Origin of the sequence: Cupriavidus sp. BIC8F, from assembly GCF_032465815.1 — a bacterium.
Taxonomy (GTDB): Bacteria; Pseudomonadota; Gammaproteobacteria; order Burkholderiales; family Burkholderiaceae; genus Cupriavidus; species Cupriavidus necator.
This window is the reverse complement of record NZ_CP136095.1, coordinates 297,243-323,551: the sequence shown is the minus strand read 5'-3', so window position 1 is coordinate 323,551 and position 26,309 is coordinate 297,243. Positions and strand designations below refer to the sequence as shown.

Sequence of the window (26,309 nt, the reverse complement as noted above, 5' to 3'; positions counted from 1 at the left end):
ATCAGCCTGGCGTGGTGCCGATGCCTTCGCGTTGCAGCAAGGCGCGCTTGCGCTCGATGCCGCCGGCGTAGCCGGTCAGCGCGCCGGCACTGCCCAGCACGCGATGGCAGGGCACGATCACCGACAGCGGGTTGCGTCCCACCGCGCCGCCGACTGCGCGCGCATGCGTGGGCGGCAGGCCCAGGGTGCGGGCCAGTTCGCCGTACGACGCGGTCTCGCCGCAGGGGATGGCCAGCAGCGCCTCCCACACGCGCTGCTGGAACGGGCTGCCGGCAAATCGCACCGGCACGGTGAAGGTATCGCGGCGGCCGGCGAAATATTCGGCCAGTTCCGACGCGGCGCGGTCGAGCACCGCGGCGTCGGCAGGCGGCACGTCGCGGCTGTCGGCAATGCCTGCGGGGTGGTATTTCTGCCCCGCGAAAAAAAGGCCGGTCAGGTGTGCGCCTTGCGCGCGCAGCAGGATGGTCCCAAGCGGGCTGTCGATATGGCGATAGCTGGTCATGTGATCGTCTCCGGTTCGGCCGCGGCGCTGGCCGCGTCCTTCATCGCTTCATAGCGATGCCACAGGTGGATGGCGGCGTAGGCACGCCACGGCGCCCATTGCGCGGTGCGCTCGTGCATCGCGCGCACGGTACTGACGCCCAGCACCTTGCGCAGCGCATAGTCGGTGCCGGGGAACGCATCGGGCCAGCCCAGCGCGCGCATGGCGACATACTGCGCGGTCCAGTCGCCGATGCCGCCGACCTCGCGCAGCGCCGCCACGGTCTGCTCCGGCGGCGCATGCGCATCGAGCGCCAGCGTGCCGTCGGCCACGCGCTGCGCCAGCGCCAGCAGCGTGCGCGCCTTGCCTGCCGACACCCCGGCATCGCGCAAGGTTTGCCCCGGCAGTGTGGCAATGGCGGCGGCAGTCGGGAACGTGTAGCGCAGGCCGTCCGGGGGCGTGCCGTCCAGCGCCTGCCCCGCGTGCTGCGCCAGCGCGCCCAGCATGCGTCGCGCCTGCACCACCGAGATCACCTGCCCCACCACCGCGCGCACAGCGATCTCAAAGCCATCGACGCTGCCCGGCAGGCGCACGCCCGGCATTGCCTCGGCAAGCTCGCCCAGGTGCCGGTCCACCACGTCCGGGCGGCAGCCCAGGTCGCACAGGCGGCGCACCTTGCCCAGCGCCTGCGGAATCACGCGCGCCAGCGAGGCCGACAACGTGACGCGCAGCACCAGCCGGCGCGGCACGTGCTCGATCCGTACCCAGCCGGTGTGCGTGCTGCCGCCGGCATCCACCAGCAGCGTGCGCATATAGGTGCCGTCCCGGATGGCCTCGATGCCGTCCACCGCGCGGGTAGCCAGGAAGCGCAGCCATGCGTCCCAGGCAAACGGCGGACGGTAGCCCAGGTCGAACACCAGCCGGTCGGCCACGCCGTCGGCGGCGCGGCGGCGCAGCGCCAGCGGCGTCAGGCCGTAGCGCGTCTTAAGCACATCGTTGAAGCGGCGCACACTGCCGAAACCCGCCGCCAGCGCCACTTCGGTCACCGGCAGCGCGGTGTCGGCCAGCAAGCGCTTGGCCAGCAGCAGCCGCTGCGTCTGCGCGTACTCCAGCACCGACACGCCGAACTGCGCATCGAACAGGCGCCGCAGGTGGCGCTCGGTCACGCCGATGCGCGCTGCCAGTGCGGCAACGCTGCCTTCCGCCATGAAGCCCTCATCGATCAGCGTGGCCGCGGCCTGCGCCAGCCGGCCTGAAATATCGGCCAGCCCGTGCCCGGGCGCCAGTTCCGGACGGCAGCGCAGGCAGGGGCGGAAGCCATGCTTCTCCGCCGCGGCGGCGCTCTCGTAGAAGGTGCAGTTTTCGCGCTTGGGCGTGCGTACTGCGCACACCGGCCGGCAGTACACGCCCGTCGACGACACGCCCACGAAGAAGCGTCCGTCGAAGCGGCGGTCGTGCGAGGCCACGGCCTTGTAGCAGGTATCGGGATCGAGGTGCATGACGGCATGCTACCGCTACCGGCAACCGCTTACCCGCTGGATTCGGACATTCCCCTCTGGCGCGCAGGCGTGGGCTGCGGCACAGTTCCTGACAGGGGCGGCGGCTAGAATGCGCTTCGTGCCTCACCCACCAACCCACTGCCACCGCCCGCCCGGAGACGCCATGCGCCGCACTGCCCTGCACCTGTCCTTGCTTGCTTCGCTTGCCGGCACGCCGGTGTTGGCGCAGCCGGTGCAGACCGCCCCCGCGGCGACGCCTGCCACGGCCACGCAGGTGGCATCGGTCGAAGGCATCACCGAATACCGCCTGGCCAACGGCCTGCGCATCGTACTGGCACCGGACGCGGCCAAGGCCACCACCACCGTCAACATCACCTACCTGGTCGGCAGCCGCCATGAGAACTACGGCGAGACCGGCATGGCCCACCTGCTCGAGCACCTGCTGTTCAAGGGCACGCCAGCGCTGCCGGGCAAGACCATCCCGACCGAGTTCGCGCGGCGCGGCATGAGCGTGAACGGCACCACCGCGCAGGACCGTACCAACTTCTTCGGCACCTTCAGCGCCAACGACGACAACCTCGACTGGGCGCTGCGCATGGAAGCCGACCGCATGGTCAACAGCGTGATCTCGCGCACCGACCTGGACAGCGAGATGACGGTAGTGCGCAACGAGATGGAAATGGGCGAGAACAGCCCCGGGCGCATGCTGGTGCAGCAGACCATGGCCGCCGCCTACCGCTGGCACAACTACGGCAAGGCCCCGATCGGCGCGCGCAGCGATGTCGAGCACGTCAGCATCGACGGGCTGCGTGCCTTCTACCGCCGCTACTACCAGCCCGACAACGCGGTGCTGGTGGTGGCCGGCAAGTTCGATCCCGCCGCCACGCTGGCACGCATCGAGCGCTACTTCGGGCCGATCCCGCGCCCGACGCGCGTGCTGCCGCCCGAGCATACCGTCGAGCCCGCACAGGAAGGCGCGCGCGAGCTGGTAGTGATGCGCCCCGGCGACAACAGCCTGGTCGCCGCGCAATACCACGTCAGCCCGGGTGCGCATCCGGACAGCACGGCACTCTCGCTGCTGACCATCATCCTCGGCGACACGCCGGGCGGGCGGCTGTACAAGGCGCTGGTCGAGCGTGGCCAGGCCGTGTCGGTCGGCACCGCGCTCTATGCGATGAAGGACCCGGGGGCGCTGCTGCTCATGGTCGAGACGTCCAAAGACCAGCCGCTCGCGGCCGCGCGCGCCGGGCTGATCACGCAGGTCGAGGGCTTTGCCGAGGCGCCCGTGACCGAGGCCGAGCTGGAACGTGCGCGCGTGCGCATGCGCAACGCGTATGAGCACTACATGAATGATCCCGGCGCGCTCGGCATTGCGCTGTCCGAGGCCATCGCCAAGGGCGACTGGCGCTTGTTCTTCCTGGCGCGCGACCGCATCGAGACCACCACGCTGGCCGACGTGCAGCGCGTGGCGCTGAACTACCTGCAGGCATCGAACCGCACCGTGGGCGTGTTCCTTCCCGTCGAGCAGCCGTCGCGCACGCAGGTGCCGCCGGCGCCCGATGTCACGGCCATGGTCAGCGGCTACCAGGGCAAGCAGGCAATGGCCGCGGTGGCGGCATTCGATCCCAGCCCCGCCAATATCGAGGCCCACACCACGCGCCAGACGCTGGCCAACGGCATGCAGCTGGCGCTGCTGCCCAAGCCCGCGCGCGGTGAAGTGGTGCACGGCACGCTGGTGCTGCGCACGGGCGACGCGCAGAGCCTGCAGGGGCTGACCACGGTGGGCGCGCTGACCGCCTCCATGCTCCGGCGCGGCGCGGCTGGCATGGACCGCCAGCAGATCGCCGACCGCATCGAGGCGCTGCGCGCGCGCGTCGGCATCTCTGGCAGCTCTGAGCGCGTGACCGTCAGCTTCGAAACGCGCCGCGCGCACCTGCCGGAACTACTGGCCCTGCTGCGCGACCTGCTGCGCGCACCGACCTTCCCCGAGGCGGAGTTCGAGACGCTGCGCAAGACCAGCATCGCGGATATCGAAAGCATCCAGCGCGAGCCCGGCGTGATGGCGTCCAATACGCTGGGCCGCCATGGCGACCCCTACCCCGCGGGCGACCCGCGCCATGCGCGCACCTTTGCCGAGAACATCGCCGACCTGCAGGCCGTCACGCTGGCGCAGGTGCGCGACTTCCACGCGCGCTTCTACGGCGCGGGCCACGCGCAGCTGAGCCTGGTGGGCGACTTCGATGCACCGGCCGCGGCCACGCAGGCAGCGCAGCTGTTCGGCGACTGGACCGCGACACAGCCCTACGCGCGCGTCGAGCGCCCCTATGTGCCGATCCCGCCGGCGGAGTTCACGCTGCCCGCGCCGGGCAAGGCCAACGCCATCTACCTGGCCTCCACGCCGATCGACCTGACCAACGACGCGCCGGACTATGCGCTGATGATGATTGCCAACCGCGTGCTCGGCGGCGCCAGCCTGCGCGGCCGCCTGGCTGACCGGCTGCGCCAGCGGGAAGGCCTGAGCTATGGCGCGAGCAGCTGGGTGCAGGTGGGCGCGCTCGACCGCGCGGGACGCTTCGGCCTGCAGGCGCAATACGCACCGCAGAACCTGCCGCGCCTGCAACGCGCCGTGACCGAGGAGCTGGAGCGCTTCGTGCGCGACGGCATCACCACGCAGGAACTGGCCGAGGCCGTCAGCGGCCTGCTGCAGCAGGGCATGGTCAGCCGCAGCAATGACGCCGCGCTGGCCGGCGCGCTGGCCAACCAGCTCTACCTGGGCCGCACCATGGCCTTCACCGCCGAACTCGAAGAGCGCCTGCGCAACGCCACGCCGGAAGCCGTCAACGCGGCCATTCGGCGCTACATGCAGCCAGGCACGCTGTCGCGCGTCTATGCCGGCGACTTCAGCGGCGCACCGGCGCAGGCGGGCGCAACCGGCAGCGGAAGTGGCTCCGGCGCGGCCGGGAGCACAGGCAACGAAGCGGCCGGCGCGGCAGCGCAGGCGCAGCCCTGACATACGCGGGAAACAATATTCGGCTGCACTGGCGAAAGGCCGCAGGCGCGGCCAGCGCAACATCGCAGCGGCAAGGCCGGGAGCGGTCGGCAGGCGTCCGGTGCAAGCCCCTTGCCGCGACCCCGGGTTGACTGTATATTCGTACAGTATAAGTCGATATAAGAGGTGTGGATGTCAATCGTGCGAGCTGGCAGCAAGGCAGAAGCGCTCAGGCTTCTGGCCTCGGAAGGCGTGCTGGCGCTTGAGCTGGACTACGAGACAGGATGGCAGGATGCCGTCGAACTCGGCAGGCTCGGAGAAAAGCGCGGTATCAAGGTGCAGTATCGCGGACAAGAAAGCATCGCCGTCCGTTCCCGCGAAGCCCTGATCGAAGGGCTGGCCAAACCCAAGGCCACGTTCCGTCAACGCAATCTCTATTGCCAGTTCGATCTCGGCACGCTGGCGGACCATGAACTGCTCGACCTCGAGGCCAAGGCCACGCGGCTCGGGGACTATATCCTCGCCGGCCACCTGCTGCGCGATGTCGATGGCGTGTGGCCGCAATAAGCGGCTTGCGCGCACGTCAGGCACTAGAAGAGAAAAAGCCGCCATGCAGGCGGCTTCTGTCACATTGCGCTGAGCACGTTCTTCGTGCCCGGTACCCCGGTCAATGCCACACCCGCGTGGCGTTCGCCCAGCGCGCCGCGCACGACGACTGCGCCACGGCCGCGCCGATCGTTTCGTTGGCGGCCTCCGCCGCCGGCACCGCCGCGGCAGTATCCAGCGCCGCGCGCCACAGCACCGCCGACACCAGCGTCTTGCATTGCCGCCGTTCGCCATGCGCAAGCGCGAGCAGCCGCTCATAGCCGTCCAGCACGATCAGCCGGTCGCCGCGGCGCGGATGCAGCGACAGCGTGTAGAGGTGGTCAAACTCGCATTGCAGGCTGCCGCCGTTGACCGCGACCACGATTGCACCCGGCAACGCAATGCCGCTGGCCTGGACCTCGCTGCGCAGGCGCGCCAGGTGCGCGTGCGCGCGAGGATCGCAGATGCCGCCCACGCCGCCCGCCATCTCTGCCGGCAGCGCGCTGAGCGCCATCAACTCGGCCGGCGACACCGCCAGCGTATAGGCCTGCAGCGTCGGGCGATAAGTTGCCACCACGGCGCGCAGCCGGTGCGGCGCGTCGCCATCATGCCCTGCCTGCAGCGGGCTGTCCGGCCCGCGCAACTGCATCGTGTTCATGTCGACTCCTGCCGCGCCGGGCGTTTACTTGGTCAGTCGCGCAGCAGTTGCTTGGCGATGATCAATTGCTGGATTTGCGTGGTGCCTTCATACAGGCGCAGCAGGCGCACGTCGCGGTAGAAGCGCTCGGCCTTGTACTCGGCGATATAGCCGGCGCCGCCATGGATTTGCACCGCGCGGTCCGCCACGCGGCCCACCATCTCGGTACAGAACATCTTGGTGCACGAGGCCAGCATGCTGACTTCCGGATCGCTCTTGCCGGCGGGCTTGGCGTCGTAGCGCTGGGCGCAGTCGCGCACCATCGACAGGCCGGCGTACAGCTCGGCCTGGCTGTCGGCCAGCATGCCCTGGATCAGCTGGAAGTCGCCGATGGGCTTGCCGAACTGCTTGCGTTCCTTGGCGTAGGCCACCGCATCGGTGAGCAGGCGGTGCGCCATGCCGCAGGCCAGCGCCGAGAGATGCAGGCGGCCGCGGTCGAGCACCTTCATCGCGGTCTTGAAGCCGACGCCCGGCAGGCCGCCGATGATGTTGGCGGCCGGCACGCGCGCGTTCTCAAGCACCACGTCGCAGGTCTTGGTGCCGCGCTGGCCCATCTTCTTGTCCGGCTTGCCCAGCGAGATGCCCGGGGTATCGGCCGGCACGATGAAGGACGAGATGCCCGAAGCGCCCGCACCGCCGGTGCGCGCCATCAGCGTGAATGCGCCGGCGCGCGGCGCGTTGGTGATGAAGCGCTTGGTGCCGTTGATGACATAGTGGTCGCCATCCAGCTCCGCCCTGGTCTGTAGCGAGGCCGCGTCGGAACCCGCATTGGGCTCGGTCAGCGCGAACGAGATGATGAGCTCGCCGCTGGCGATGCGCGGCAGGTACTGCTGCTTCTGTTCCTCGGTGCCATCCATCAGGATGCCCTGCGAGCCGATGCCGACGTTGGTGCCGAACACCGAGCGGAAGGCAAAGGCGGTATGGCCCAGGTCATAGACCACATCGCATTCCTGCGACATCGACAGGCCGATGCCGCCGTAGTTCTCGGGGATGGAGATGCCGAACAGGCCCATCTCCTTCATGTCCGCGACGATCTCGGCGGGCACGTCGTCGGTTTCCTCCAGCGTGTCTTCGGCGGGCTTCAGGCGTTCGTCGATGAAGCGCTGCACCGAGGCGCGCAGCAGGGCAAAGGATTCTTGGTCAAGGGCCATGGTGATTCTCCGGGTCAAGCCAGTGCGTCAGTCTGGCCGCCTATGGTACGCCGGTCGCGCGATTTGACAATCCACTTAAACTTGGACAGAAGCGTCAATAAAATTTGACAATCGCAGCGGGCCTCAACCCCATGTGGCGGATAACAGGCCCGCCACGCCGATGGCCAGCGCCGCCAGCGCATCACCCGCGATCAGGCCACCACCGACCAGCGATGCGGTGCTCATGTCCTGCGGCAAACCCTGGGCCGGCCTTGCGGGCCTGGCCACGGCAGCGGCCACGCTCGCCACCACGCCGCCGGCCGCCATCCACCCGGCCGCCGCCAGATTGACGAAGCCACCGAATGACGACGCATAGGGGGAGGGCAGGATCACCGCATCGAGCAGGAAATCCGCCACCCGCCCGCGCCGGCTGGCTTGCGCAAAGCGCTGCCACGCCGGCCGGCCGAGGATGGCCTTGCGCAATACCGCGGTGGCCAGGCCGAGCGCCAGGCCCGTTGCCACCGCCACATGCTGGCCGGCACGGCTTTGCGCCAGCCCGTGCAGCACGCCCACGATCTTGTATGTCATGGCCGAGCTCCAGCGCGCCGGCTGCTGGTCCGCCGGCAGGCTGGTCTGGTCCAGCGCCAGCACCGGGTAGGCATGCATGAACAGCCGTGCCATCGCCACCGCAACCAGCGCACCCACGACGATGCCCGCCACCTGGTAGCCGAACTGCACCATGCGGTCGCTGCCCAGGCGCCAGCCGGTGGAGCGGTCCTGCTGCATGTCGCTCGCCTCGGCCGTGGCCACCAGCAAGACCGTGGCGGCAATCAGCCCGACATGGGGCGCGCGCAGCCCGGCGGCGGCCATCAGGATCACGGACAGCACGAAGGCGGACGAGATCGGGTTCTGGTCGACCATGCCGACCGAGATGCCGTTGACCAGCGCAAACACCAGCACCAGCAGCACCGCCATCAGCTGGAAGCCCAACGGCTGGCCGAACCAGGCCACGCCCGCCGCCACCGTGGCCGCGCCCCACAACAGCGCCCAGGCCGCCACCCAGCCCATGCCCGGCCCGCGCCGCGGTGCGGGGTGGCGGCGCGCGCGCCACTGGCGGCATGCCTGCGCCAGCAGCAAGGCCACATCAACCGCAGCTGCCCCCATGATCATGCCCAGCGCCACCAGGAAGGTGGCCTTGCGATAAGGCTCGCCAGGCGCCATCCAGCCCGCCGCGACAAACCACGGGGTCATGGCCCAGCCCGCCAGCCCGCCCACCAGCGCGGCAATGCCCACGCGCGCGCCGACAATCATGCCGGCGCCGAAAGTCGCGGCCGACAGGTCCAGCGCCGCCAGCCACGACATGCGCGCGGCGCCCAGGCCGCAGCCCAGGCCCAGCGCCATGCCGCCCCCAAGCCGGGCCACCGAACGCCGCAGCAGCGCCGGATCGGTCAGCGCGCGCAGGATATTGGCCACCGCCAGCCCCGACGGAAAGGTCAGCTGCATCCGGTCCACCAGCAATGGCGTGTACAGCATGCCCACGCCCACCCCGAACATGCCGATGCACAACATGTACAGCACCAGCTGCCACAGCGGCGGCTGCGCCATGCCCAGCCACGCCATCGCCTGCAGCACCACGGCCATGCCGCCCATGCCCGCCACGGACGCCGCCGCGGTCTGGATGTAGTTGGCGCCGTGGCGCCCGGGCGCGCCATAGCCCGCCGTCACCACCGAGCCGAGGATGCCCGCCAGCACCTGCCCGCCGACAAAGAAGCCCAGCGAGAAATTCATGTACGCGGCAGCGATCCCGCCCAGCGGCCCCAGCACCAGCATGCCCGCCGCGCCCAGCAGCACGTGGTACTGCCAGCTGCCCGGCGCGGGCAGCCAGGTGGCACGGGGTGCGGCATCGGTCGGGAGCGTTGGCATGGCGCGGCGAGCGGGCTGAGGCAGAGTGCCTCTTGCGAAGCATAGGCCAAGGCTGCCCTGCGGCGATGTGCGACTTGTCTCCGACTTTCGCCGGAAGGTCGATACCCGCCCGGGTTAACACTAGTTTCGTACGCAACCATCTGATCGATATAGTTGCGCACACAACTACATCGCAGAGACACCACAACCCCGCCATGCCAGACTCCACCGCACCCCACGCGGCCGTGCCACCGGCGCCGCCGCCCTCGTCATCGCGCCCATGGCCGCAGCGCGTGCCGGTACTGATTGCCGGCGGCGGCCCGGTCGGCCTGACGCTGGCCGCGCTGCTGGCGCGCCAGGGCATTGCCGCGCTGGTGGTGGAAGCCGACGACGGCTACTGCGCCGGCAGCCGGGCCATCTGCATGGCGCGGCGTTCACTGGAGATCCTCGGCTGGGTGGGCGCGGACCGCACCACCGTCGAAACCGGCCTGCCCTGGGTGGGCGGGCGCAGCTACTACCGCGATGCCGAGGTGCTGCATTTCCGCATGCCCAGCGAGCCCGGCGAGCGCTTCGCGCCGATGGTCAATATCCAGCAGTACTACCTGGAGGCCTTCGCCCATGACGCCGCGCTGCACGGCACGGCGCCGGCCGACGTGCGCTTCGGCGCGCGCGTGCAGGCAGTGCGCCAGCACGGCAGCGGCGTCGTGGCCGAGATCCAGACAGGCGAAGGCGTGGTGCAGGTCGACGCGCAATGGCTGGTGGCCTGCGACGGCGGGCGCAGCACCGTGCGCGAGCAACTGGGCCTGCGCATGGAAGGTACCCAGTACGAAGGCCGCTACGTGATCGTCGATATCGTGCAGAAGACGCAGCGCGAGGTGGAGCGGCTGGCCTGGTTCGACCCGCCGTCCAATCCCGGATCGACCATCCTGATGCACCGCCAGCCCGACGATGTCTGGCGCATCGACTACCAGATCCGCGACGACGAAGACCCCGACCAAGCCGTCAAGCCGGAGAACGTGCTGCCGCGCGTGCAGAGCCACCTCGACATGATCGGCGAGAACGAGCCGTGGCGGCCGCTGTGGATCTCCATCTACAACGCCAAGTGCCTGACCTTGCAGGACTACCGCCACGGCCGCGTGCTGTTTGCCGGCGACGCCGCGCACCTGGTGCCGATCTTTGGCGTGCGCGGGCTCAACTCCGGGCTGGACGATGCCGGCAACCTGGCCTGGAAGCTGGCGTGGGTGCTGCGCGGCCAGGCGCCTGACAGCCTGCTTGATTCCTACTCGACCGAACGCGTGCATGCCACGCGGCAGAACATCGCCTACGGCGCCAAGAGCACCGAGTTCATGGCACCGCCCGACTTCGCCTTCCGGCTGATGCGCGAAGCCACGCTGCGGCTGGCGCAGCACCAGCCCGCGGTGCGTTCGCTGATCAATCCGCGGCAGTCGGCACCGATCGCCTATACGGATTCGGCGTTGAACGGTCCCAGCGACTTTGGCGACGATTGCCCTGGCGCCGCGCCCGGCATGCCCGCGCCGGAAATGCGCGTGGCAGGCCCCGACGGGGTCGCGCACCTCACGCAATGCTTCGGGCAACGGTTCACGTTGCTGTACTTCAGCGATGCGCCCACGCTGCCCGGGCCACTGGCCGCGTTTGCGCACGCGCATCCGGACGCCATTCAGGCACACGTGGTGGTCACCGGCGGCAACGTGGCCGGCGCCACGGCGCTGGCCGACGTCGCCGGCCAGGCCCACACCCGCTACGGCGCACAACCAGGAACGCTCTACCTCATCCGCCCCGATGGCTATGTCCTGGCTCGCTGGCGCGAACCATCATGGGACGCCGTGCGCACCACCCTCGCCCCCCTGATGCAAACCGGAGCCCGCCATGCAAGCTGAAGACCTCGACCTCGCCTACACCCGCCTGTGCGAGGCCATGGGCCGTGCCGGCGAAGCGCGCACCCCGCTGCTATTGGCAATGGTGTGCCTGGGCCTGATGAGCCGGCAGGAGGCGCTGGCGCCGGTGCTGGCGCTGATCGACGAAGCCGAGGCGCACAGCCAGCAATAGGGAACATAGGACACGAGAATGCCGACGCCTGACAAGGACACGCCATGAAGCCACTGCCACGCCTCGACCAGTTCCTGACCTACCGCCTGCACCAGGTCAACAAGCTCAGCGACAAGGACAGCGCCGCCGCCTACCTGGAGCAATGCGGCCTGCCGCTCAGCGAGGGCCGCTGCCTGGCCGCGATCGGCGCCTTTGCGCCGCTGTCGGTCAACGAGCTGGCGCAGGGCGCCAACCTGACCAAGGGCCAGGCCAGCCGCTCGGCGCAGGCGCTGGTGGCGCGCGGGCTGGTCAGCAAGGAGGCCAGCGAGGCCGACGGGCGCGGCGTGGTGCTGTCACTGACTGCACAGGGCAAGCCGCTGTACCGGCAGGCGATCGCGATGATCGCCAGGCGCAATGCGGAGATCTTCGGCTGCCTGAGTGACGCCGAACAGGCGCTGCTGGGCAGCCTGCTCGACCGGCTGGTCGCGCACGCCGGCCAGCAGGACCAAGACGGCGCCGAAGACGCCGGCGCCTGATCCGTCAGCGGCGCAGGTTGTCCACCTGCATGCGTGCGCCATCGCGGCGCGCGGCGTCGGCCACTTCATTGGTGACCACAGTCTGGCCGATCGGCGCCAGCGCAATGCCGGCCAGCTTCAGGTGCTGGATCGCAAACGGGATGCCGATGATGGTCACAAAGTTGGCGACCGCCGCCATCACGTGGCCGATGGCCAGCCACACGCCGGCAAAGATAAACCACAGCACGTTGCCGACCAGCCCCAGCGCACCGGTGCCGACATCGTCGCGCCCGGTCAGCTCGCGCCGGCTGATGGCCTGCTTGCCGAACGGGAAGAAGGTGAAAGTGCCGATCACGAAGCAGGCCTTGCCCCAGGGGATCCCGATGATCGAGATAAAGGCCAGCAGCCCGGCCAGCCACCAGGCCAGGCCCATGACCACGCCGCCAAGGATGAACCAGAGGAAGTTGCCGATTGCGCGCATGCCGTTCTTTCACGAGTGAGGAAGAGAACACGCATGATACGCAATGGTGTTGTGCCGGCATCGCAGCGAGGGGGTCGTGGCAGCAAAGCGTACCCGTTTCTGCGTGCCTCGCCGGGACCGGCAGAACGGCGTCGCGGGGCCTTCGGGAGACGCGTTCCGGCCTTGTTATAGGCACATATTACGCCGGAAGACTCATCGCGCAACCGGCTCGCGGAGGCAAAGCGTACCCGTTTCTGCGTGCCTCCGCGCGTGCTGGCGCCTTCGGCAAGCCCGACGCCGCAGCGATAGAATGTGACGCCGGCCCGCTATCCGCGTGACGGACTCCAGGTGCATCCAACACGCTGTCACCCTTCTCCGACTCCACCGCCTATTCCGCTGTCCCTCCATGAAGCCCACGCTGCTGATCCTGACCCAGGTCGCTACCCACCACCGCGACGCCATTGCCGAACGATTCGAGATCCTCTACGCGCCAGACGCCGAAGGCCGCGCCGCGCAGATCGCCACGCAGGGCGAACGCATCCGCGCGGTACTGACCATCGGCTCCACCGGCCTGACCGCGGCGGAGATCGACGCGATGCCGGCACTGGAACTGGTGTGCGCACTGGGAGCGGGCTTCGAGAACATCGCCGTGGCCCACGCCCGCGCGCGCGGCATCGCCGTGGCCAATGGCGCCGGCACCAACGACAGCTGCGTGGCCGACCACGCCTTCGCGCTGCTGCTGGCGACCGTGCGCGCCGTGCCGCAACTGGACGCGGCCACGCGCGCGGGCACCTGGCGCACCGCGCTGCCGCTGCGGCCCAATGTCTCGGGCAAGCGGCTGGGGATCGTCGGGCTGGGCACCATCGGCCGTCGCATCGCCCGGCGCGGCGAGGGCTTCGACCTCGAGATCGGCTATCACAACCGCAAGCCGCGCGAAGACGCGGGGTACCGGTACTTCGACAGCATTGGGGCGCTGGCCGCGTGGGCGGACTACCTGGTGATCGCCACGCCGGGCGGGGCCGGTACGCGGCACCTGGTCGATGCAAGCGTGCTGGCGGCGCTGGGGCCGGCCGGGTTCCTCGTCAATATCGCGCGCGGCAGCGTGGTGGATACCGAGGCGCTGGCGTCAGCGCTGCGCGCTGGCAAGCTGGGGGGGGCGGGGCTGGATGTCTATGAGAGCGAGCCGGCGCCGCCGGCGGAGTTGTTCGACTGTCCTGACGTCGTGCTGACGCCGCATGTGGCTGGCTGGTCGCCGGAGGCCATCACGGCGTCCGTGACGCAGTTCCTGGAGAATGCGCGGCGGCATTTTGTGGGGGAGGGGTTGTTGACGCCGGTGGGGTGAGGGGCAAGCTTTTGCATTGGCCAACGGTACGCCGTCGTCGCTCTTGGCATGCGTGGGCTGTTTCGCCGGCGTAGCCGGCGACTTACTTTCTGTCCGGGCGGACAACAGCCCAACCAGCAGCTCGAGACCTACCCGGCCCCAAACACCACCCTCACCCGCAACCCCGGCCCCGCATCCTCCAGCACCACCCGCGCCCCATGCGACTGGGCAATCTCCGCCACGATAGCCAGCCCCAGCCCGCTCCCGCCGGTCGGCGCATCCGCCACCCGATAGAACCGGTCAAACACACGCGCCCGCTCTTCAGCGGGGATCCCCGGCCCGTTGTCGCTGACCACCAGTTCAACCGCGCGCCCATCGGCGCTGCGACCCACCAGCACATCGATACGGCTTCCGGCAGGGATATAAGCCAGCGCGTTATCCAGCAGGTTGGTCAGCAGGATGCGCAACGCATCCACATCCCCCCGCACCACCGCCGGCGATGTGTCCTCGCTGCCGTCCAGCCCAAGGTCGATATTGCGATCCAGCGCGGCCTGCGCCATTTCCGCGACCACGCTTGCGGCCAGTTGGTGCAGCTCCACCGGTTCGTGCGGGGGAATGGCCGCGCCCGGCTCCTGCCGTGCCAGCGTCAGCAACTGCGCAACAAGGTGAGTCAGCCGCTCCAGCCCCTGGCGCAGCTTGCCGATCGCTTCGTCACGCGCTGCGCCGTTCTCAGCCCGCTCCACCAGCTGTGCCTGCAACTGCAGCGCGGCCAGCGGCGTGCGCAGGGCGTGCGCGGCGTCGGCGACAAAGGCGCGCTGGGTGTCGATGGCGTGCGAGAGCCGCGCCAGCAGCTGGTTCAGGGCCGCGCTCAGCGGAGCGATCTCGTCCGGCATCTGGCGCACGGCCAGCGGCGCCAGGGTGTTGGCGTCGCGCGCGCGCACCTCCGTGGCGATTTCGCGCAGCGGGCGCAGGCCGCGCCCCACGGCCATCCACACCAGCCAGCCAAGCAACGGCAGCAGCAACAGCAGCGGCGCCACGGTGCGCAGCGCCATGCGCGCGGCCAGCGTGCGCCGCGCGCTCATCGGCTGCGCGATCTGCACCACGGTGGGTCCGAGCTGCATGCTGTACAGGCGCCATTCGCCCTGCTGCGTGGTCACATTGGAAAAGCCCAGCTCCGCACGCGCGGGCAGCGCCGGGTGCGAATGCGACAGGTACAAGCTGCGGCCGGAGCCGTCCCAGATATGGATGACCACATCCTCGTCGGCGTGGGCCAGGTCGTCGGGCGCTCCCAGAAAAGGCGGCGCCACCGGGTCGGCGAACTGGCTGGGCAATGCCGCGGCCATCTGCTTCATCTGGTAGTCGAACAGCGCGTTGGCTTCCTGCCGCGCCTGCCCGTAGATCAGCGCCGTGGCGACGGCGATGCCGGCAAGCAGGCCCGCGGCCAGCCACCACAGCAGGGTTCGCTGGATGGAGCGCATCAGGGGGTGTCTCCTTCGCCTGCGGACGACGCTTCCCCGTCCAGGCGCGGCACCACATAGCCCACGCCGCGGATATTGCGGATCAGCGCCGCGCCGAACTTCTTGCGCAGCGCGTGGATATAGACCTCGACGGTATTGCTGCCGACTTCATCGTCCCAGCCGTACAGCCGCTCCTGCAATTGCGGCACCGACCAGACCTTGCCGGGCCGCGCCATCAACGCGGACAGCAGCGCGAACTCGCGCGCCGACAGGCGCACCGGCTCGCCGCGGTGGGTGACCTCGCGGGTAGTGGGGTTGAGCACGATGTCGCCATAGCTGACCAGAGGTTCCGCCCGACCGGCGGCGCGGCGTGCCAGCGCGTGCATGCGCGCCGCCAGTTCCTGCAGGTCAAAGGGCTTGACCAGGTAATCATCGGCGCCGGCATTGAGCCCCGCGACACGGTCCGCGACGGCATCGCGCGCGGTCAGGATCAGCACCGGCGTCGGCACGCCGCGCGCGCGCAAGCTGCGCAGCACGTCGAGGCCCGGGCGCCGCGGCAGGCCGAGGTCGAGCAGGATCAGGTCATAGCACGCCTGGCCGCCCTGCGCGGTGCTGGCCGCGGCCAGGCCCGCGTCGCCGTCGCGCACCCAGTCGACGGTAAAGCCTTCCTGGCGCAGCGCCAGCTTGACGCTGTCGCCGATCATGGCGTCGTCTTCCACCAGCAGCACGCGCATGGCTATGCGTTCCCGCCGCAGCCGTCGAGCCGCTCGGCCAGTGCGCGCGCCAGTCCCGGCAGCGCGGGGTGGCTGGCGGTGATGACATGGACCGGCACGGCCTCCAGCCAGCCGCGCATGCGGCCCTTGGCGACGAAGCGTTCGGCAAAGGCCGAGGCCTGCAGCGCCGGCACGAAGCGTGGCAGGATGCCGCCACCCAGGTAGACCCCGCCACGTGCGCCCAGCACCAGGGCGATGTCGGCCGCAACCGAGCCGAGCAGGCCGAAGAACACCGCCATGGCGCGCTGGCACAGCGGGTCGTGACGCTCGAAGGCGCCGGTGGTGACCTGCTCCGGCAGCAGCGGCGCAAGCAAAAGCGTACCCGTTTCTGCGGCCAGCGCGGCATGGATATGCGACAAGCCGCTGCCGCACAGGAGCCGCTCCGCCGACACCCGGCCGAAGTTGCAATGGGCGGCGCGCCAGGCGACCCATTCGTCGTCAGTGTCGGGCATCAGCTCGATATGGCCGCCTTCGCCGGCGAGCGCCACGGCTGGTCCGCCCGGCGCCGGCACCAGGCCGGAAACCCCCAGCCCGGTGCCCGGCCCGACCAGCGCGAGCGGCGCGGTGCGCACCGCGGTGCCGGCGCGCACGGGCACCAGCCCGTCGGCAGGCAGGTGCGGCAGGGCCAGCGCCAGCGCGGTGAAGTCGTTGATGGCCACCAGGGTCTGCAGCCCGAGCGCGCGCCGCATGCCATCGATCGAGAACGACCAGTTGTGGTTGGTCAGCCGGACCTGGTCGCCGGTCACCGGGTTGGCCAGGCCGATTGCCGCGTGGCGCGGCACGGGCTTGCCCGACGCGGCCAGGCCGTCGAGAAATTGGCGCAGGGCCGCTTCGAGCGACGGGAAATCGGCCACCTTCAGCGCGGTCACCGGGCCGATCCGCATTGGTGCGGCTTCCAGTGCAAAGCGCACATTGGTTCCGCCCACATCGGCGAGCAGGCGGGGGAAGTCAGCGCAGGAGGATGCAGTGGTGGCCATGGCGTCGGGTATCGCTCCTCTTGGGAATCAGGTCTGTCAGGTCTTGAACACGTCAAGCCCGTGCCGGTGCCGTGACAGCACCAGGCTGACTGGCAACGACGACGCAGGTCCCTGCAGCGCGCGTTCAAGCACCTCGGCCTTGGCTGCGCCAGACACTGACAGGAACACGCGCTCGGCGGCCAGCAGCGCCGCGAGGTTCAGCGTGATGCGGGCATGCGGCGCGACTGACGGGTGCGTGATCACGTAGCCGGGCTGCGGCTCGCTCAGCGCGCTCTGCAGTTCGGGCGCATCCGGGAACAGCGAGGCGGTATGGCCGTCCTCGCCCATGCCCAGCACCACCACGTCGGGCTGGCGGAATGGGCTGTTGGCCCGCGCCACCGCCTGTGCCGGCGCAGCAACGTCCTGCGCATCGGCAATCAGCGGTACGAAGGCGGCGCTGGCAGCGGCCTCGCGCAGCAGGTGCGCGCGCACCAGGGCGGCGTTGCTGTCCGCGTGGTCAGGGGGTACCACGCGCTCGTCGACCAGCGTGATGGTCACCGCTTCCCAGCGCACGTGCCGGTGGCGCAGCCGCTCGAACATCGCCACCGGCGAGCGTCCGCCCGAGACCGCCAGCACGGCCCAGCCCTTGACGCGGATGGCCAGCTCCAGCGCATTGCCGATGGAGATGGCCAGCGCCTCCGCTTGGTCCATCGGGGTGGGATGTTCAAACTGGCGCATGATGGTTTCCTTTGCGATTCTGCGGGCGCATGGCTCAGGCTTCCTCGTGCCACAGCCCGTTGTCGCGCGACATCAGCGCCGACGACGCGGCCGGCCCCCAGGTGCCGGCGGTATAGGGCTTGGGCGGCACGGTGCTGGCCTCCCAGGTGTCGATGATGGGTTCGACCCAGCGCCAGGCCTGCACTTGTTCATCACGGCGCACGAACAGGCCCAGCCGGCCGCGGATCACGTCGAGCAGCAGCCGTTCGTAGGCGCCGGCGCGGCGCACCTTGAACGAGTTGGCAAAGTCCAGGTCGAGCGAGGTCGGCGTCAGCTCCAGCGTGTCGCCGGGCTGCTTGACCAGGCAGTACAGGCGGATGCTTTCTTCCGGCTGCAGCTGAATCACCAGCCGGTTCTGCGGCGACAGCGTCAGCGGCCGCGGGAAGATCGCGTGCGGCACGTCGCGGAAATGGATCACGATCTCGGCCACGCGGGACTGCATGCGCTTGCCGGTACGCAGGTAGAACGGCACGCCTTCCCAGCGCCAGTTGGCGATCTCGGCCTTGATCGCGACAAAGGTCTCGGTGCGGCTGTCGGGCGCGATGCCCGCTTCTTCCAGGTAGCCCGGCACCGGCTTGCCGCCGATGGCACCGGAGCGGTACTGGCCGCGCACGGTCTTCTCGGCCACGTCCTGCGGAGTGATCGGTTTGAGCGCCTTCAGGATCTTGATCTTCTCGTCGCGGATGGCATCTTCGCTGAGGCTGGCCGGCGGCTCCATCGCCACCATGCACAAGAGCTGCAGCAGGTGGTTCTGCACCATGTCGCGCAGCGCGCCGGTGCGGTCGTAGAAGTCGCCGCGCGTTTCCACGCCCAGCTCTTCGGCGATGGTGATCTGCACGTCCTGCACCCATTCGCGCCGCCACAGCGGCTCGAACAGCGCGTTGCCGAAGCGGATCGCCATCAGGTTCTGCACCGACTCCTTGCCCAGGTAATGGTCGATGCGGTAGATCTGCTCTTCGGCGAAGTACTTCGCCACTGCGGAGTTGATCGCCTCGTTGGATTCGAGGTCATGCCCCAGCGGTTTTTCCAGCACGATGCGCACGTTGGGCGCCTGGCACGTATTCAGGCCGGCGCGTGCCAGCTGCTCGCAGATCGACACGAACAGGTGCGGCGCGGTGGCGAGATAGCACACCACCACTTCAGGCTTGCGTGCCAGCACCTGCTCCGCGAGCGCATCGAAATGCGCTGGCACGCGTGCGTCGGCCTGCACGTAGACAATGCGCGTGCAGAACTTGTCCCATGACTCGGGCGGCGCATGGGCCAGCCCGGGGCGCACGGTCTGCTCCAGCAAGGCGAGGTAGTCCGCGGTCGAAAGCGGCTGGCTGCCGGTGGCGAGGATGCGCGCGGCCGAATGCAGCAGGCCGGCGTGGTGCGCATCGAACAGGGAAGGCAGCAGCTTGCGCCGCGCCAGGTCGCCGGTGCCGCCGAACAGCACCATGTCGAAATCAGGCATGCTCACCCTGGGACTCCTTGTGCGGTTGAGGACCCGCCATGGGCGGGTTTGCATGGTGGCAAGTTTACGTGACTCGCCCCCGCTTGGCGAGGCGCAGGCCGCGGCACATGCCGTGGCAAATGCATGGCCCGGGCCCAAAGCGTACCCGTTTCTGCGTGCACCGGTCAGGGCAGCGTGCGGTACGCGGCAAAGTGCGCTAGGCTGAAAGCTCCCCCGCAGGAGAACCCCATGCCACGTCATCCAGTGCTCGAGCGGGTCACCGCCCGCATCGTCTCCCGCAGCGCCGCCTCGCGCCAGGCGTACCTTGACCGCACCCGCGCCATGGCCGGGCAGAAGGTCGAACGCGCGCAGCTTTCCTGTACCAACCTGGCCCATGCGGTGGCTGCCATGCCGGACGCCGCGAAGATCCGTCTGAAGGCCGACGAGCGGCCCAACCTGGCGATCGTCTCGGCCTACAACGACATGCTGTCGGCGCACCAGCCGCTGGCGGCTTTCCCCCAGTGGCTCAAGGAAGCGGCGCTCGAGGCCGGCGGCACCGCGCAGTTTGCCGGCGGCACGCCCGCGATGTGTGACGGCGTCACGCAGGGCCAGGACGGCATGGACCTGTCGCTGTTCTCGCGCGATGTGATTGCGCTGGCCACGGCGGTGGCGCTATCGCACCAGATGTTCGATGCCGCGCTGTACCTGGGCGTGTGCGACAAGATCGTGCCCGGGCTGGTGATGGGCGCGCTGTCGTTCGGCCACCTGCCGGCCGTCTTCGTGCCGGGCGGGCCCATGACCACCGGCATCAGCAACGACGAAAAGGCACACACACGCCAGCTCTACGCCGAAGGCAAGATCGGCCGCAAGGAACTGCTCGAGGCCGAGACCCGCTCCTATCACGGCCCCGGCACCTGCACCTTCTACGGCACCGCCAATTCCAACCAGATGCTGATGGAAATGATGGGCCTGCACCTGCCGGGCACGGCCTTCGTCAACCCCAACACGCCGCTGCGCGAGGCGCTCACGCGCGAGGCCGCCCGCCAGGCGCTGAAGCTGGTGCACGGCGGCGAGCGCTATACGCCGGTGGCCGAGGTGCTGGACGAGCGCGCCTTCGTCAACGGCATCGTCGGGCTGCTGGCCACCGGCGGCTCCACCAACCACACGCTGCACCTGATCGCGATGGCGCGCGTGGCCGGCATCGTGCTGGGCTGGGACGACTTTGACGAGCTCTCGGCCGTGGTGCCGCTGCTGGCGCGCGTGTACCCGAACGGCAAGGCCGACGTGAACCAGTTCCAGGCCGCCGGCGGGCTGCCCGTGGTGATCCGCGGGCTGCTGTCGCTGGGCCTGGTGCATGACGACGTGACCACCATCGTCGGCCGCGGGCTGCAGGATTACACGCGCGAGCCGGTGCTGCGCGACGGCAAGCTGACGTGGATCGACGGCCCGGCCGCGCCGCTCGATGACAGCATCGTGCGTGGCGCCGACGCGCCCTTTGCCCCGGACGGCGGCATCAAGGTGCTGGACGGCAAGCTTGGCCGCGCGGTGATCAAGACCTCGGCGGTCAAGGCCGAGCACCAGGTGGTGGAGGCACCGGCGATCGTGTTCGAGCACCAGGACGATGTGCTGCACGCATTCAAGCGCGGCGAGCTGGAGCGCGACTTTGTCGCGGTGCTGCCGTGGCAGGGCCCGGCCTCGTGCGGCATGCCCGAGCTGCACAAGCTCACGCCCACGCTGACGGTGCTGCAGGACCGCGGCTTCCATGTGGCGCTGGTGACCGACGGGCGCATGTCGGGCGCGTCGGGCAAGGTGCCGGCAGCCATCCATGTCTGCCCCGAGGCGCTGCACGGGGGCGCGATCGGGCGCGTGCGCAGCGGCGACATGCTGCGCGTGGATGCGCCCGCTGGCGTGCTCGACGTGCTGGTGCCGGATGACGAATGGCAGGCGCGCGCGCCTGCCCGTCCGGACCTGAGCGCCAATCGCCACGGCGTGGGCCGCGACCTGTTCGCCACCTTCCGCCGCCATGTCAGCACTGCGGAAAGCGGTGCCTGCACGCTGTTTTCGGACGAGGGCGACGAAAACAATCTGCAGCGCTAGCTCAGGTGCTGCACCGGCTGGCGCGGCGCCGCGCCGGCCGGGTGCGGCGCGCCCGCCGCTGGCGCGCTGTCGGCCACCTTCACCGCACCCGGCACCGAGGCGGCGCCCGGCACGTGCAATTCCTGGATCGGCACCGCCAGCTTGCTGCCGGCCTGTTCCAGCACGTGCTTGATGCGCTCGTAGAACGCGAAACGCACGTTCCAGTAGTCATCATTCGAGGTCCAGTAGCGCACATTCAGCGTGATGCCCTGCTGCGTGTAGTTGACCACCATGGTCTCGGGCTTGGGCTCGGCCAGCAGGCGCGGCTCGCGCGCGAGCATCGCGCGCAGCGCTTCCAGGCTGCGCTGCACATCGCTGTTGAAGGTCACCGTGGCCTCGATGTCCGCGCGCCGCGTGGCGTTCTCGCTGTAGTTGGTGATGGCGCTGCCCCACAGCTTGCCGTTGGGCACGCGCAGGCAGACGCCGTCGAAGGTGGTCAGCTCGGTCATGAAGAGACCGGTCTCGCGCACGGTGCCGGCCACCCCCTGTGCATCGATGTACTGGCCTACGCGGAACGGCCGCAGCAGCACCAGCATGATGCCGGCGGCAATATTCTGCAGCGTGCCCTGCAGCGCCAGCCCGATGGCCAGGCCCGCCGCACCCAGCATGGCGATGATGCTGGCGGTCTGCACCCCGAACTGCGACAGCACCAACACGATGGTCAGCACGCGCACCATCCATTGCAGCGCGTTGGCCAGCAGCGGGCGCATGGTCTCGTCCACGTGCGTGCCGCTGAGCGCGCGCCGGGCCGCCCGGGCCACGCGGGCCGACAGCCACCAGCCGGCCATCAGGATCAGGATGGCTGCCAGGCAGTTCATGCCCTGGTTGATGGCGAACTGGACCAGGTAGGTCCAGCCCGCCTCCAGCTTGTTGGCATCGATGAAGTTGAGGTCCATGGGAGCGGCTCCGTTTGCGGTTGTTATGGAAGAGACAGGCGGTGCTGCGTACCCGTTTCTGCGTGCAGCAGCGGGCTGCCAGGTCGCACTCAGGCGCCTGACGAAGAACTTCCCGCTTGACAAATTGCTGCAGGTTGCAGGCGCGATGTCAGACGATCACCGACAATGCCGGCACGGCAATACAGTGAAGGGGACAAGCAAGGCGGGATTTGGTTTCCGGCGATTGCGGCATGCGCTTGCGTGCCGGCGCGCCAGCCCTTGTGCAATCAAGGCTGGCGGTGGATCAGAAAAATCCGAGCGAGGGAGGGACCAGGGGCAGCCAGGCCAGGCCTGGTGCGGCGGGCCAGCTGTGCAGCACAACTTTCAGCGACGAAAGTTGGCGAAGGGGGTCGGCGAGACCGCCGTCCGGGCATCGGCAGGGACGCAGAAACGGGTACGCTCCCTGCCCTGCCCCGGCAACGGGTCAGGCAGGATGGTCGTGCAGCCGGTCGCGCGCGGCCAGCGCAGGAAAGAACCGCATCCACAGCGCCACCACCAGCAGCGTGCCGACGCCGCCCAGGATCACCGCGCCCACCGGGCCCAGCAATGCCGCGGTGACGCCGGACTCGAACTCGCCCAGCTGGTTCGAGGCGCCGATAAACACCGAATTGACGGCGCCGACGCGCCCGCGCATGTCGTCCGGGGTGTCGAGCTGGACCAGGGTCGAGCGCACCACCACGCTGATCATGTCCGACGCCCCTAGCACCACCAGCGCCACCATCGACAACGGCAGCCAGGTCGATACGCCGAACACCACGGTAGCCACCCCGAACAGCGCCACCGCGCCGAACATGATGCGCCCGGCGCGCCGGTTCAGCGGATGGCGCGCCAGCCACAGCGCCATCACCAGCGCGCCGACTGCCGGCGACGAACGCAGCAGCCCCAGGCCCCACGGCCCGGTGTGCAGGATGTCGCGCGCGTAGATCGGCAGCAGCGCCACGGCGCCGCCCAGCAGCACCGCGAACAGGTCCAGCGAAATCGCGCCCAGCAGCACCGGGCGGCTGCGGATATAGGCAAACCCGGCAAACACCGTGCGCACGCTGACCGGCGCGGTCAGGCGCTGCGCGGCCTGGCGCAGCGTGATGCCGCTTACCAGCACGGCGGCAATGGCAAAGAGCGTGGCACTCAGCCCATAGACCACGCCCGGCCCGGCCACGTAGGCAAAGCCGCCGATGGCCGGGCCGATGATGATGGCGGCCTGCCCGGCGGAGCTGGCCAGCGCCACCGCGCGCGGCAACTGGCGCGGCGTCACCACGCTGGGCAGCAGCGCCTGCAGCGTGGGGGTCTCGAACGCGCGCGTGGCGCCGATCAGCGCGACGAAGACAAAGATGTGATGGCTGCCGATCCAGCCGCTCAGGCTGGCCACCGCCATGCCGGCGGCCAGCAGCGCCTCGATCGCCTGGCAGGTGCGCACGATGCGGCGCCGGTCGAAGCGGTCGGCCACGTGCCCCGACATCAGGATCAGCACCACCGACGGCAGGAACTGCACCAGCCCGACCATGCCGAGCATCAGCGGGTCGCGGGTCAGGTCATACATCTGCCAGCCGACCGCCACCGTAAAGATCTGGTAGCCAATCGTGGTGCACAGGCGTGCGAACCAGTAACGGCGGAAAACGGCGTCACCGAAGACGCTGTCCGGCGCGGCGGCCGGGACGGTGGCAGGGGAAGACATGGATGTGGGAGGGCGGCGGAGATGGCTGCGCACCGCCCGGCGCCGCCGTGCCATTGAGGACGCCACGCCAGCCTTTGCAGTGCACAAAGGCAAGATTCTAAAGCGCCTGCTGAATACCTGCATACAGATGCCCACACGCGCACACCCGCCGGGAACAGTGTCGGCAATTCCTCTCTTTTAAGTGTCCGAATGTCTGCACATTGATGCACAGAAACCACAGTGCTCCAACGCCGGGTACTGGCCGCCTCGCTTTTGAGAATCATTCGCATTTATAATCGCGGCCCATTGGCGCGGCCGCCCACGACGTCCCTCCCTGGCTTGCGGAACGCGCTGCTTTTCAGGAATCTCATCTTGCAGCCCGCTTTCCGCCTTTCCGGGGGTGCCATCGGCGCCGCCCTGCTGTTCGCCCAGCTTGCCGCCCCGCCGGCCCACGCCGCTGATCCCGCACCTGCTGCTGCACCTGCCTCCGCGCCTGCCGCCAACCCCGAAGCCACGCTGAACACCGTCACCGTGGTCGGCAACTGGCTGGAAAACGCCAACGAGGCCAAGGTGCTGGAGCACCCCGGCGCGCGTACCATCGTCGACCGCGAGACCTTCCAGGAAGCCGGCGCCAACAATGTGCGCGAGGTGCTGCGCCGCATTCCGGGCGTGCAGGTGCAGGAGAACAATGGCACCGGCGGCAGCGATGTGTCGCTCAACGTGGGCGTGCGCGGGCTGGCCTCGCGCCTGTCGCCGCGCTCGACCATCCTGATGGACGGCGTGCCGCTGGCGGTGGCACCCTATGGCCAGCCGCAGCTCTCGATGGCGCCGCTGTCGCTGGGCAACCTGGAGACCATCGACGTGGTGCGCGGCGCCGGCTCGGTGCGCTACGGCCCGCAGAACGTGGGCGGCATCATCAACTTCGTGACGCGCCCGATCCCGAAGCTGTTTGCGGCCGATGCATCGGTATCGACCGACATCTACAGCCACGGCGGCGGCGTCAAGACCAACCCCACAGCATTCATCGGCGGCACCAACGACAACGGCCTGGGCGGCGCGCTGCTGTACTCGGGCATCCACGGCAACGGCTATCGCGAGAGCAACGACCACGTCAATATCGACGACCTGATGCTCAAGGGCGCGTACCGGATCTCGAACACCGATGAACTGAGCGCGGCCGTCCACTACTACGAGGGCAGGGCCGGCATGCCCGGCGGCCTGTCTTCGGCCCAGTATGCGGCCGACCCGTTCCAGTCGGTGCGGCCCTACGACAATTTCGACGGCCGCCGCAGCGACTTCAGCCTGAAGTACGGCCACAACGACAACAACCGCAAGTTCGAGGTGCTGACGTACTACACCGACAGCTTCCGCGGCAGCAATATCGAGCAGCAAGGCACCGGCGCGCAGGCCAACCTGCGCCGCCTGACCGCGGCCCCGCGCAACTACCATACGTTCGCGATCGAGCCGCGCTACTCGCAGCTGTTCCGCGGCGAGAGCATGAGCCACGAGGTCAGCGTCGGCTACCGCTTCCTGCGCGAAGCCAGCGACGAAAAGGCATCGCGCACGCTGTTCTACACCCCGGGCACCATCGACCCCACCACGCTGCCGTCGCCGGTGTACCAGTCGCGCACGGGTGGCACCACCGCCAATGCGGTCTATATCGACGACACCATCAACGTCGGCAGCTGGACCATCACGCCGGGCCTGCGCTACGAGTTCATCCGGTCGTACGTGACCGACAACTTCAGCGGCGCGCGCAACGACGTCTCGTCCAACGAGCCGCTGCCATCGCTGGCGGTGATGTACCACGTCAGCGACCAGTGGAAGCTGTTTGCCAATGCCGGCGTCTCGTTCGGGCCGCTGCAGTACTTCCAGATCGCGCAGACCACCAACGGCCTGACGCCCGAGAAGGCCAAGACGTATGAGGTCGGCACGCACTTCAACGCCAACGGCTGGGGCGGCGAGCTGACGCTGTTCAATATCGATTTCGACGACGAGCTGCAGCTGCGCGGCGGCACCGGCGGCGCGCCGGATGCGTGGACCAACCTCGGCGCCACCACCCACCGCGGCGTGGAATCGTCGCTGCGCTATGACTTTGGCGCGCTCGACAAATCGCTGGCCGGCCTGTCGGCGTACGCGACCTACACCTTCACCGAAGCCACCTACAACCAGGGCAACTTCGCCGGGCGCGACCTGCCGTTCTATTCGCGCCACGTGGCTACCCTAGGCATGCGCTATGCGCGCAACCGCTGGGCGCTCAATGTCGATGGTTTTGCGCAGTCGAAGCAGCATTCGCCGGGCGATCCGAGCACGTCGACCAACTACCAGACGGCGGAAAGCGCAAACGGTGCGCTGGGCGATATCCCGGGTTATGCGCTGCTGAACATGCGGCTGGGCTATGACTTCGGCAAGTCGGCGCAGAATCTGAAGGTGGCGGTTGGGGTGAAGAACGTGTTCGACAAGCGCTATTTCACGCGCTCGACGGACAACAATGCGGGCAAGTATGTGGGGATGCCGCGGACGTTCTATATTCAGGCGTCGCTGGCATATTGAGGCGCAGTTTAGCG

General features: G+C 69.1%; 21 protein-coding genes. 8 read left to right on the top strand and 13 right to left on the bottom strand.

The window, feature by feature from the left end; translation table 11 throughout:
* Position 1: 1 nt before the first annotated feature.
* Positions 2-502, bottom strand: coding sequence for a methylated-DNA--[protein]-cysteine S-methyltransferase (locus RS901_RS21645; RefSeq protein WP_316155709.1), 501 nt, complete (start codon positions 500-502; stop codon positions 2-4).
* Positions 499-1,980 carry an AlkA N-terminal domain-containing protein gene (locus RS901_RS21640; protein WP_316155707.1) on the bottom strand — a complete coding sequence of 494 codons (1,482 nt, stop codon included), beginning with the start codon at positions 1,978-1,980 and terminating at the stop codon, positions 499-501. Before RS901_RS21640 ends, RS901_RS21645 begins: the two co-directional genes overlap by 4 nt.
* Positions 1,981-2,143: 163 nt before the next feature.
* Between RS901_RS21640 and RS901_RS21635 the strand changes: the two genes are divergently transcribed.
* On the top strand, positions 2,144-4,990 hold the full coding sequence (locus RS901_RS21635) for a pitrilysin family protein (RefSeq protein WP_316155705.1): 2,847 nt from the start codon (positions 2,144-2,146) through the stop codon (positions 4,988-4,990).
* Between the two features lie 171 nt (positions 4,991-5,161).
* Positions 5,162-5,536, top strand: a complete 375-nt coding sequence (locus RS901_RS21630) for a hypothetical protein (RefSeq protein ID WP_010811174.1) — start codon at positions 5,162-5,164, stop codon at positions 5,534-5,536.
* A gap of 100 nt (positions 5,537-5,636) precedes the next feature.
* Here the strand turns inward: RS901_RS21630 and RS901_RS21625 are convergent, their stop codons facing one another.
* From RS901_RS21625 to RS901_RS21615, 3 genes are all read right to left on the bottom strand, one after another.
* On the bottom strand, positions 5,637-6,212 hold the full coding sequence (locus tag RS901_RS21625) for a hypothetical protein (protein WP_316155703.1): 576 nt from the start codon (positions 6,210-6,212) through the stop codon (positions 5,637-5,639).
* A 32-nt stretch (positions 6,213-6,244) separates the two neighbouring features.
* On the bottom strand, positions 6,245-7,402 hold the full coding sequence (locus RS901_RS21620) for an acyl-CoA dehydrogenase family protein (RefSeq protein WP_316155701.1): 1,158 nt from the start codon (positions 7,400-7,402) through the stop codon (positions 6,245-6,247).
* A 123-nt stretch (positions 7,403-7,525) separates the two neighbouring features.
* Positions 7,526-9,304 carry an OPT/YSL family transporter gene (locus RS901_RS21615; protein WP_316155699.1) on the bottom strand — a complete coding sequence of 593 codons (1,779 nt, stop codon included), beginning with the start codon at positions 9,302-9,304 and terminating at the stop codon, positions 7,526-7,528.
* Positions 9,305-9,498: 194 nt separating this feature from the next.
* Here RS901_RS21615 and RS901_RS21610 point away from each other — a divergent pair, with 194 nt between their 5' ends.
* Genes RS901_RS21610 through RS901_RS21600 form a run of 3 tightly spaced genes read left to right on the top strand, consistent with a single transcriptional unit; the run spans position 9,499 to position 11,865 of the window.
* On the top strand, positions 9,499-11,181 hold the full coding sequence (locus RS901_RS21610) for an FAD-dependent oxidoreductase (protein ID WP_316155698.1): 1,683 nt from the start codon (positions 9,499-9,501) through the stop codon (positions 11,179-11,181).
* Positions 11,171-11,350, top strand: coding sequence for a hypothetical protein (locus RS901_RS21605; protein WP_035819113.1), 180 nt, complete (start codon positions 11,171-11,173; stop codon positions 11,348-11,350). The genes RS901_RS21610 and RS901_RS21605 overlap by 11 nt, the downstream gene beginning before the upstream one ends.
* Positions 11,351-11,394: 44 nt before the next feature.
* On the top strand, positions 11,395-11,865 hold the full coding sequence (locus tag RS901_RS21600; RefSeq protein WP_316155695.1) for a MarR family winged helix-turn-helix transcriptional regulator: 471 nt from the start codon (positions 11,395-11,397) through the stop codon (positions 11,863-11,865).
* 4 nt (positions 11,866-11,869) lie between these two features.
* Here the strand turns inward: RS901_RS21600 and RS901_RS21595 are convergent, their stop codons facing one another.
* On the bottom strand, positions 11,870-12,325 hold the full coding sequence (locus RS901_RS21595; RefSeq protein WP_316155693.1) for a YccF domain-containing protein: 456 nt from the start codon (positions 12,323-12,325) through the stop codon (positions 11,870-11,872).
* 385 nt (positions 12,326-12,710) lie between these two features.
* On the opposite strand from RS901_RS21595, the gene RS901_RS21590 reads away from it, so the two are divergent.
* A complete protein-coding gene (locus RS901_RS21590) occupies positions 12,711-13,646 on the top strand; it encodes a 2-hydroxyacid dehydrogenase (protein WP_316155691.1) in 936 nt (311 codons plus the stop codon).
* Positions 13,647-13,774: 128 nt separating this feature from the next.
* On the opposite strand, the gene RS901_RS21585 is transcribed toward RS901_RS21590, so the two are convergent.
* The 5 genes from RS901_RS21585 to zwf are packed head-to-tail and all read right to left on the bottom strand — an operon-like array spanning position 13,775 to position 19,041.
* Positions 13,775-15,103 (bottom strand): sensor histidine kinase, encoded by a 1,329-nt coding sequence (locus RS901_RS21585; RefSeq protein WP_316155689.1) that lies wholly within the window; start codon positions 15,101-15,103, stop codon positions 13,775-13,777.
* Positions 15,103-15,816: a response regulator transcription factor gene (locus tag RS901_RS21580; protein WP_316155687.1), complete on the bottom strand. Its 714-nt coding sequence runs from the start codon at positions 15,814-15,816 to the stop codon at positions 15,103-15,105. Before RS901_RS21580 ends, RS901_RS21585 begins: the two co-directional genes overlap by 1 nt.
* A gap of 2 nt (positions 15,817-15,818) precedes the next feature.
* Positions 15,819-16,832 (bottom strand): glucokinase, encoded by a 1,014-nt coding sequence (gene glk / locus RS901_RS21575; protein ID WP_316155684.1) that lies wholly within the window; start codon positions 16,830-16,832, stop codon positions 15,819-15,821.
* Positions 16,833-16,868: 36 nt separating this feature from the next.
* Positions 16,869-17,549, bottom strand: a complete 681-nt coding sequence (pgl, locus tag RS901_RS21570) for a 6-phosphogluconolactonase (protein WP_316155682.1) — start codon at positions 17,547-17,549, stop codon at positions 16,869-16,871.
* Positions 17,550-17,583: 34 nt separating this feature from the next.
* On the bottom strand, positions 17,584-19,041 hold the full coding sequence (gene zwf, locus RS901_RS21565) for a glucose-6-phosphate dehydrogenase (protein ID WP_316157267.1): 1,458 nt from the start codon (positions 19,039-19,041) through the stop codon (positions 17,584-17,586).
* Between the two features lie 228 nt (positions 19,042-19,269).
* Between zwf and edd the strand changes: the two genes are divergently transcribed.
* The gene (edd, locus tag RS901_RS21560; protein ID WP_316155680.1) at positions 19,270-21,117 is read left to right on the top strand and encodes a phosphogluconate dehydratase; all 1,848 of its coding nucleotides are present in this window, start codon (positions 19,270-19,272) and stop codon (positions 21,115-21,117) included.
* On the opposite strand, the gene RS901_RS21555 is transcribed toward edd, so the two are convergent.
* Both RS901_RS21555 and RS901_RS21550 read right to left on the bottom strand, forming a co-directional pair.
* Complete coding sequence (locus RS901_RS21555; protein WP_316155678.1) at positions 21,114-22,052, bottom strand: mechanosensitive ion channel family protein; 939 nt, start codon at positions 22,050-22,052, stop codon at positions 21,114-21,116. The genes edd and RS901_RS21555 overlap by 4 nt on opposite strands.
* A 463-nt stretch (positions 22,053-22,515) precedes the next feature.
* Entirely contained in the window at positions 22,516-23,763 is a 1,248-nt protein-coding gene (locus RS901_RS21550; RefSeq protein ID WP_316155675.1) for an MFS transporter, read from the bottom strand.
* Positions 23,764-24,114: 351 nt separating this feature from the next.
* On the opposite strand from RS901_RS21550, the gene RS901_RS21545 reads away from it, so the two are divergent.
* A complete protein-coding gene (locus RS901_RS21545) occupies positions 24,115-26,295 on the top strand; it encodes a TonB-dependent siderophore receptor (RefSeq protein ID WP_316155672.1) in 2,181 nt (726 codons plus the stop codon).
* Positions 26,296-26,309: the final 14 nt, after the last annotated feature.

Bases quoted from the DNA above. Each gene is read 5' to 3' on its own strand.
- RS901_RS21645 (WP_316155709.1), bottom strand. From the start codon at position 502: ATGACCAGCTATCGCCATATCGACAGCCCGCTTGGGACCATCCTGCTG.
- RS901_RS21640 (WP_316155707.1), bottom strand. From the start codon at position 1,980: ATGCACCTCGATCCCGATACCTGCTACAAGGCCGTGGCCTCGCACGAC.
- RS901_RS21635 (WP_316155705.1), top strand. From the start codon at position 2,144: ATGCGCCGCACTGCCCTGCACCTGTCCTTGCTTGCTTCGCTTGCCGGC.
- RS901_RS21630 (WP_010811174.1), top strand. From the start codon at position 5,162: ATGTCAATCGTGCGAGCTGGCAGCAAGGCAGAAGCGCTCAGGCTTCTG.
- RS901_RS21625 (WP_316155703.1), bottom strand. From the start codon at position 6,212: ATGAACACGATGCAGTTGCGCGGGCCGGACAGCCCGCTGCAGGCAGGG.
- RS901_RS21620 (WP_316155701.1), bottom strand. From the start codon at position 7,402: ATGGCCCTTGACCAAGAATCCTTTGCCCTGCTGCGCGCCTCGGTGCAG.
- RS901_RS21615 (WP_316155699.1), bottom strand. From the start codon at position 9,304: ATGCCAACGCTCCCGACCGATGCCGCACCCCGTGCCACCTGGCTGCCC.
- RS901_RS21610 (WP_316155698.1), top strand. From the start codon at position 9,499: ATGCCAGACTCCACCGCACCCCACGCGGCCGTGCCACCGGCGCCGCCG.
- RS901_RS21605 (WP_035819113.1), top strand. From the start codon at position 11,171: ATGCAAGCTGAAGACCTCGACCTCGCCTACACCCGCCTGTGCGAGGCC.
- RS901_RS21600 (WP_316155695.1), top strand. From the start codon at position 11,395: ATGAAGCCACTGCCACGCCTCGACCAGTTCCTGACCTACCGCCTGCAC.
- RS901_RS21595 (WP_316155693.1), bottom strand. From the start codon at position 12,325: ATGCGCGCAATCGGCAACTTCCTCTGGTTCATCCTTGGCGGCGTGGTC.
- RS901_RS21590 (WP_316155691.1), top strand. From the start codon at position 12,711: ATGAAGCCCACGCTGCTGATCCTGACCCAGGTCGCTACCCACCACCGC.
- RS901_RS21585 (WP_316155689.1), bottom strand. From the start codon at position 15,103: ATGCGCTCCATCCAGCGAACCCTGCTGTGGTGGCTGGCCGCGGGCCTG.
- RS901_RS21580 (WP_316155687.1), bottom strand. From the start codon at position 15,816: ATGCGCGTGCTGCTGGTGGAAGACGACGCCATGATCGGCGACAGCGTC.
- glk (WP_316155684.1), bottom strand. From the start codon at position 16,832: ATGGCCACCACTGCATCCTCCTGCGCTGACTTCCCCCGCCTGCTCGCC.
- pgl (WP_316155682.1), bottom strand. From the start codon at position 17,549: ATGCGCCAGTTTGAACATCCCACCCCGATGGACCAAGCGGAGGCGCTG.
- zwf (WP_316157267.1), bottom strand. From the start codon at position 19,041: ATGCCTGATTTCGACATGGTGCTGTTCGGCGGCACCGGCGACCTGGCG.
- edd (WP_316155680.1), top strand. From the start codon at position 19,270: ATGCCACGTCATCCAGTGCTCGAGCGGGTCACCGCCCGCATCGTCTCC.
- RS901_RS21555 (WP_316155678.1), bottom strand. From the start codon at position 22,052: ATGGACCTCAACTTCATCGATGCCAACAAGCTGGAGGCGGGCTGGACC.
- RS901_RS21550 (WP_316155675.1), bottom strand. From the start codon at position 23,763: ATGTCTTCCCCTGCCACCGTCCCGGCCGCCGCGCCGGACAGCGTCTTC.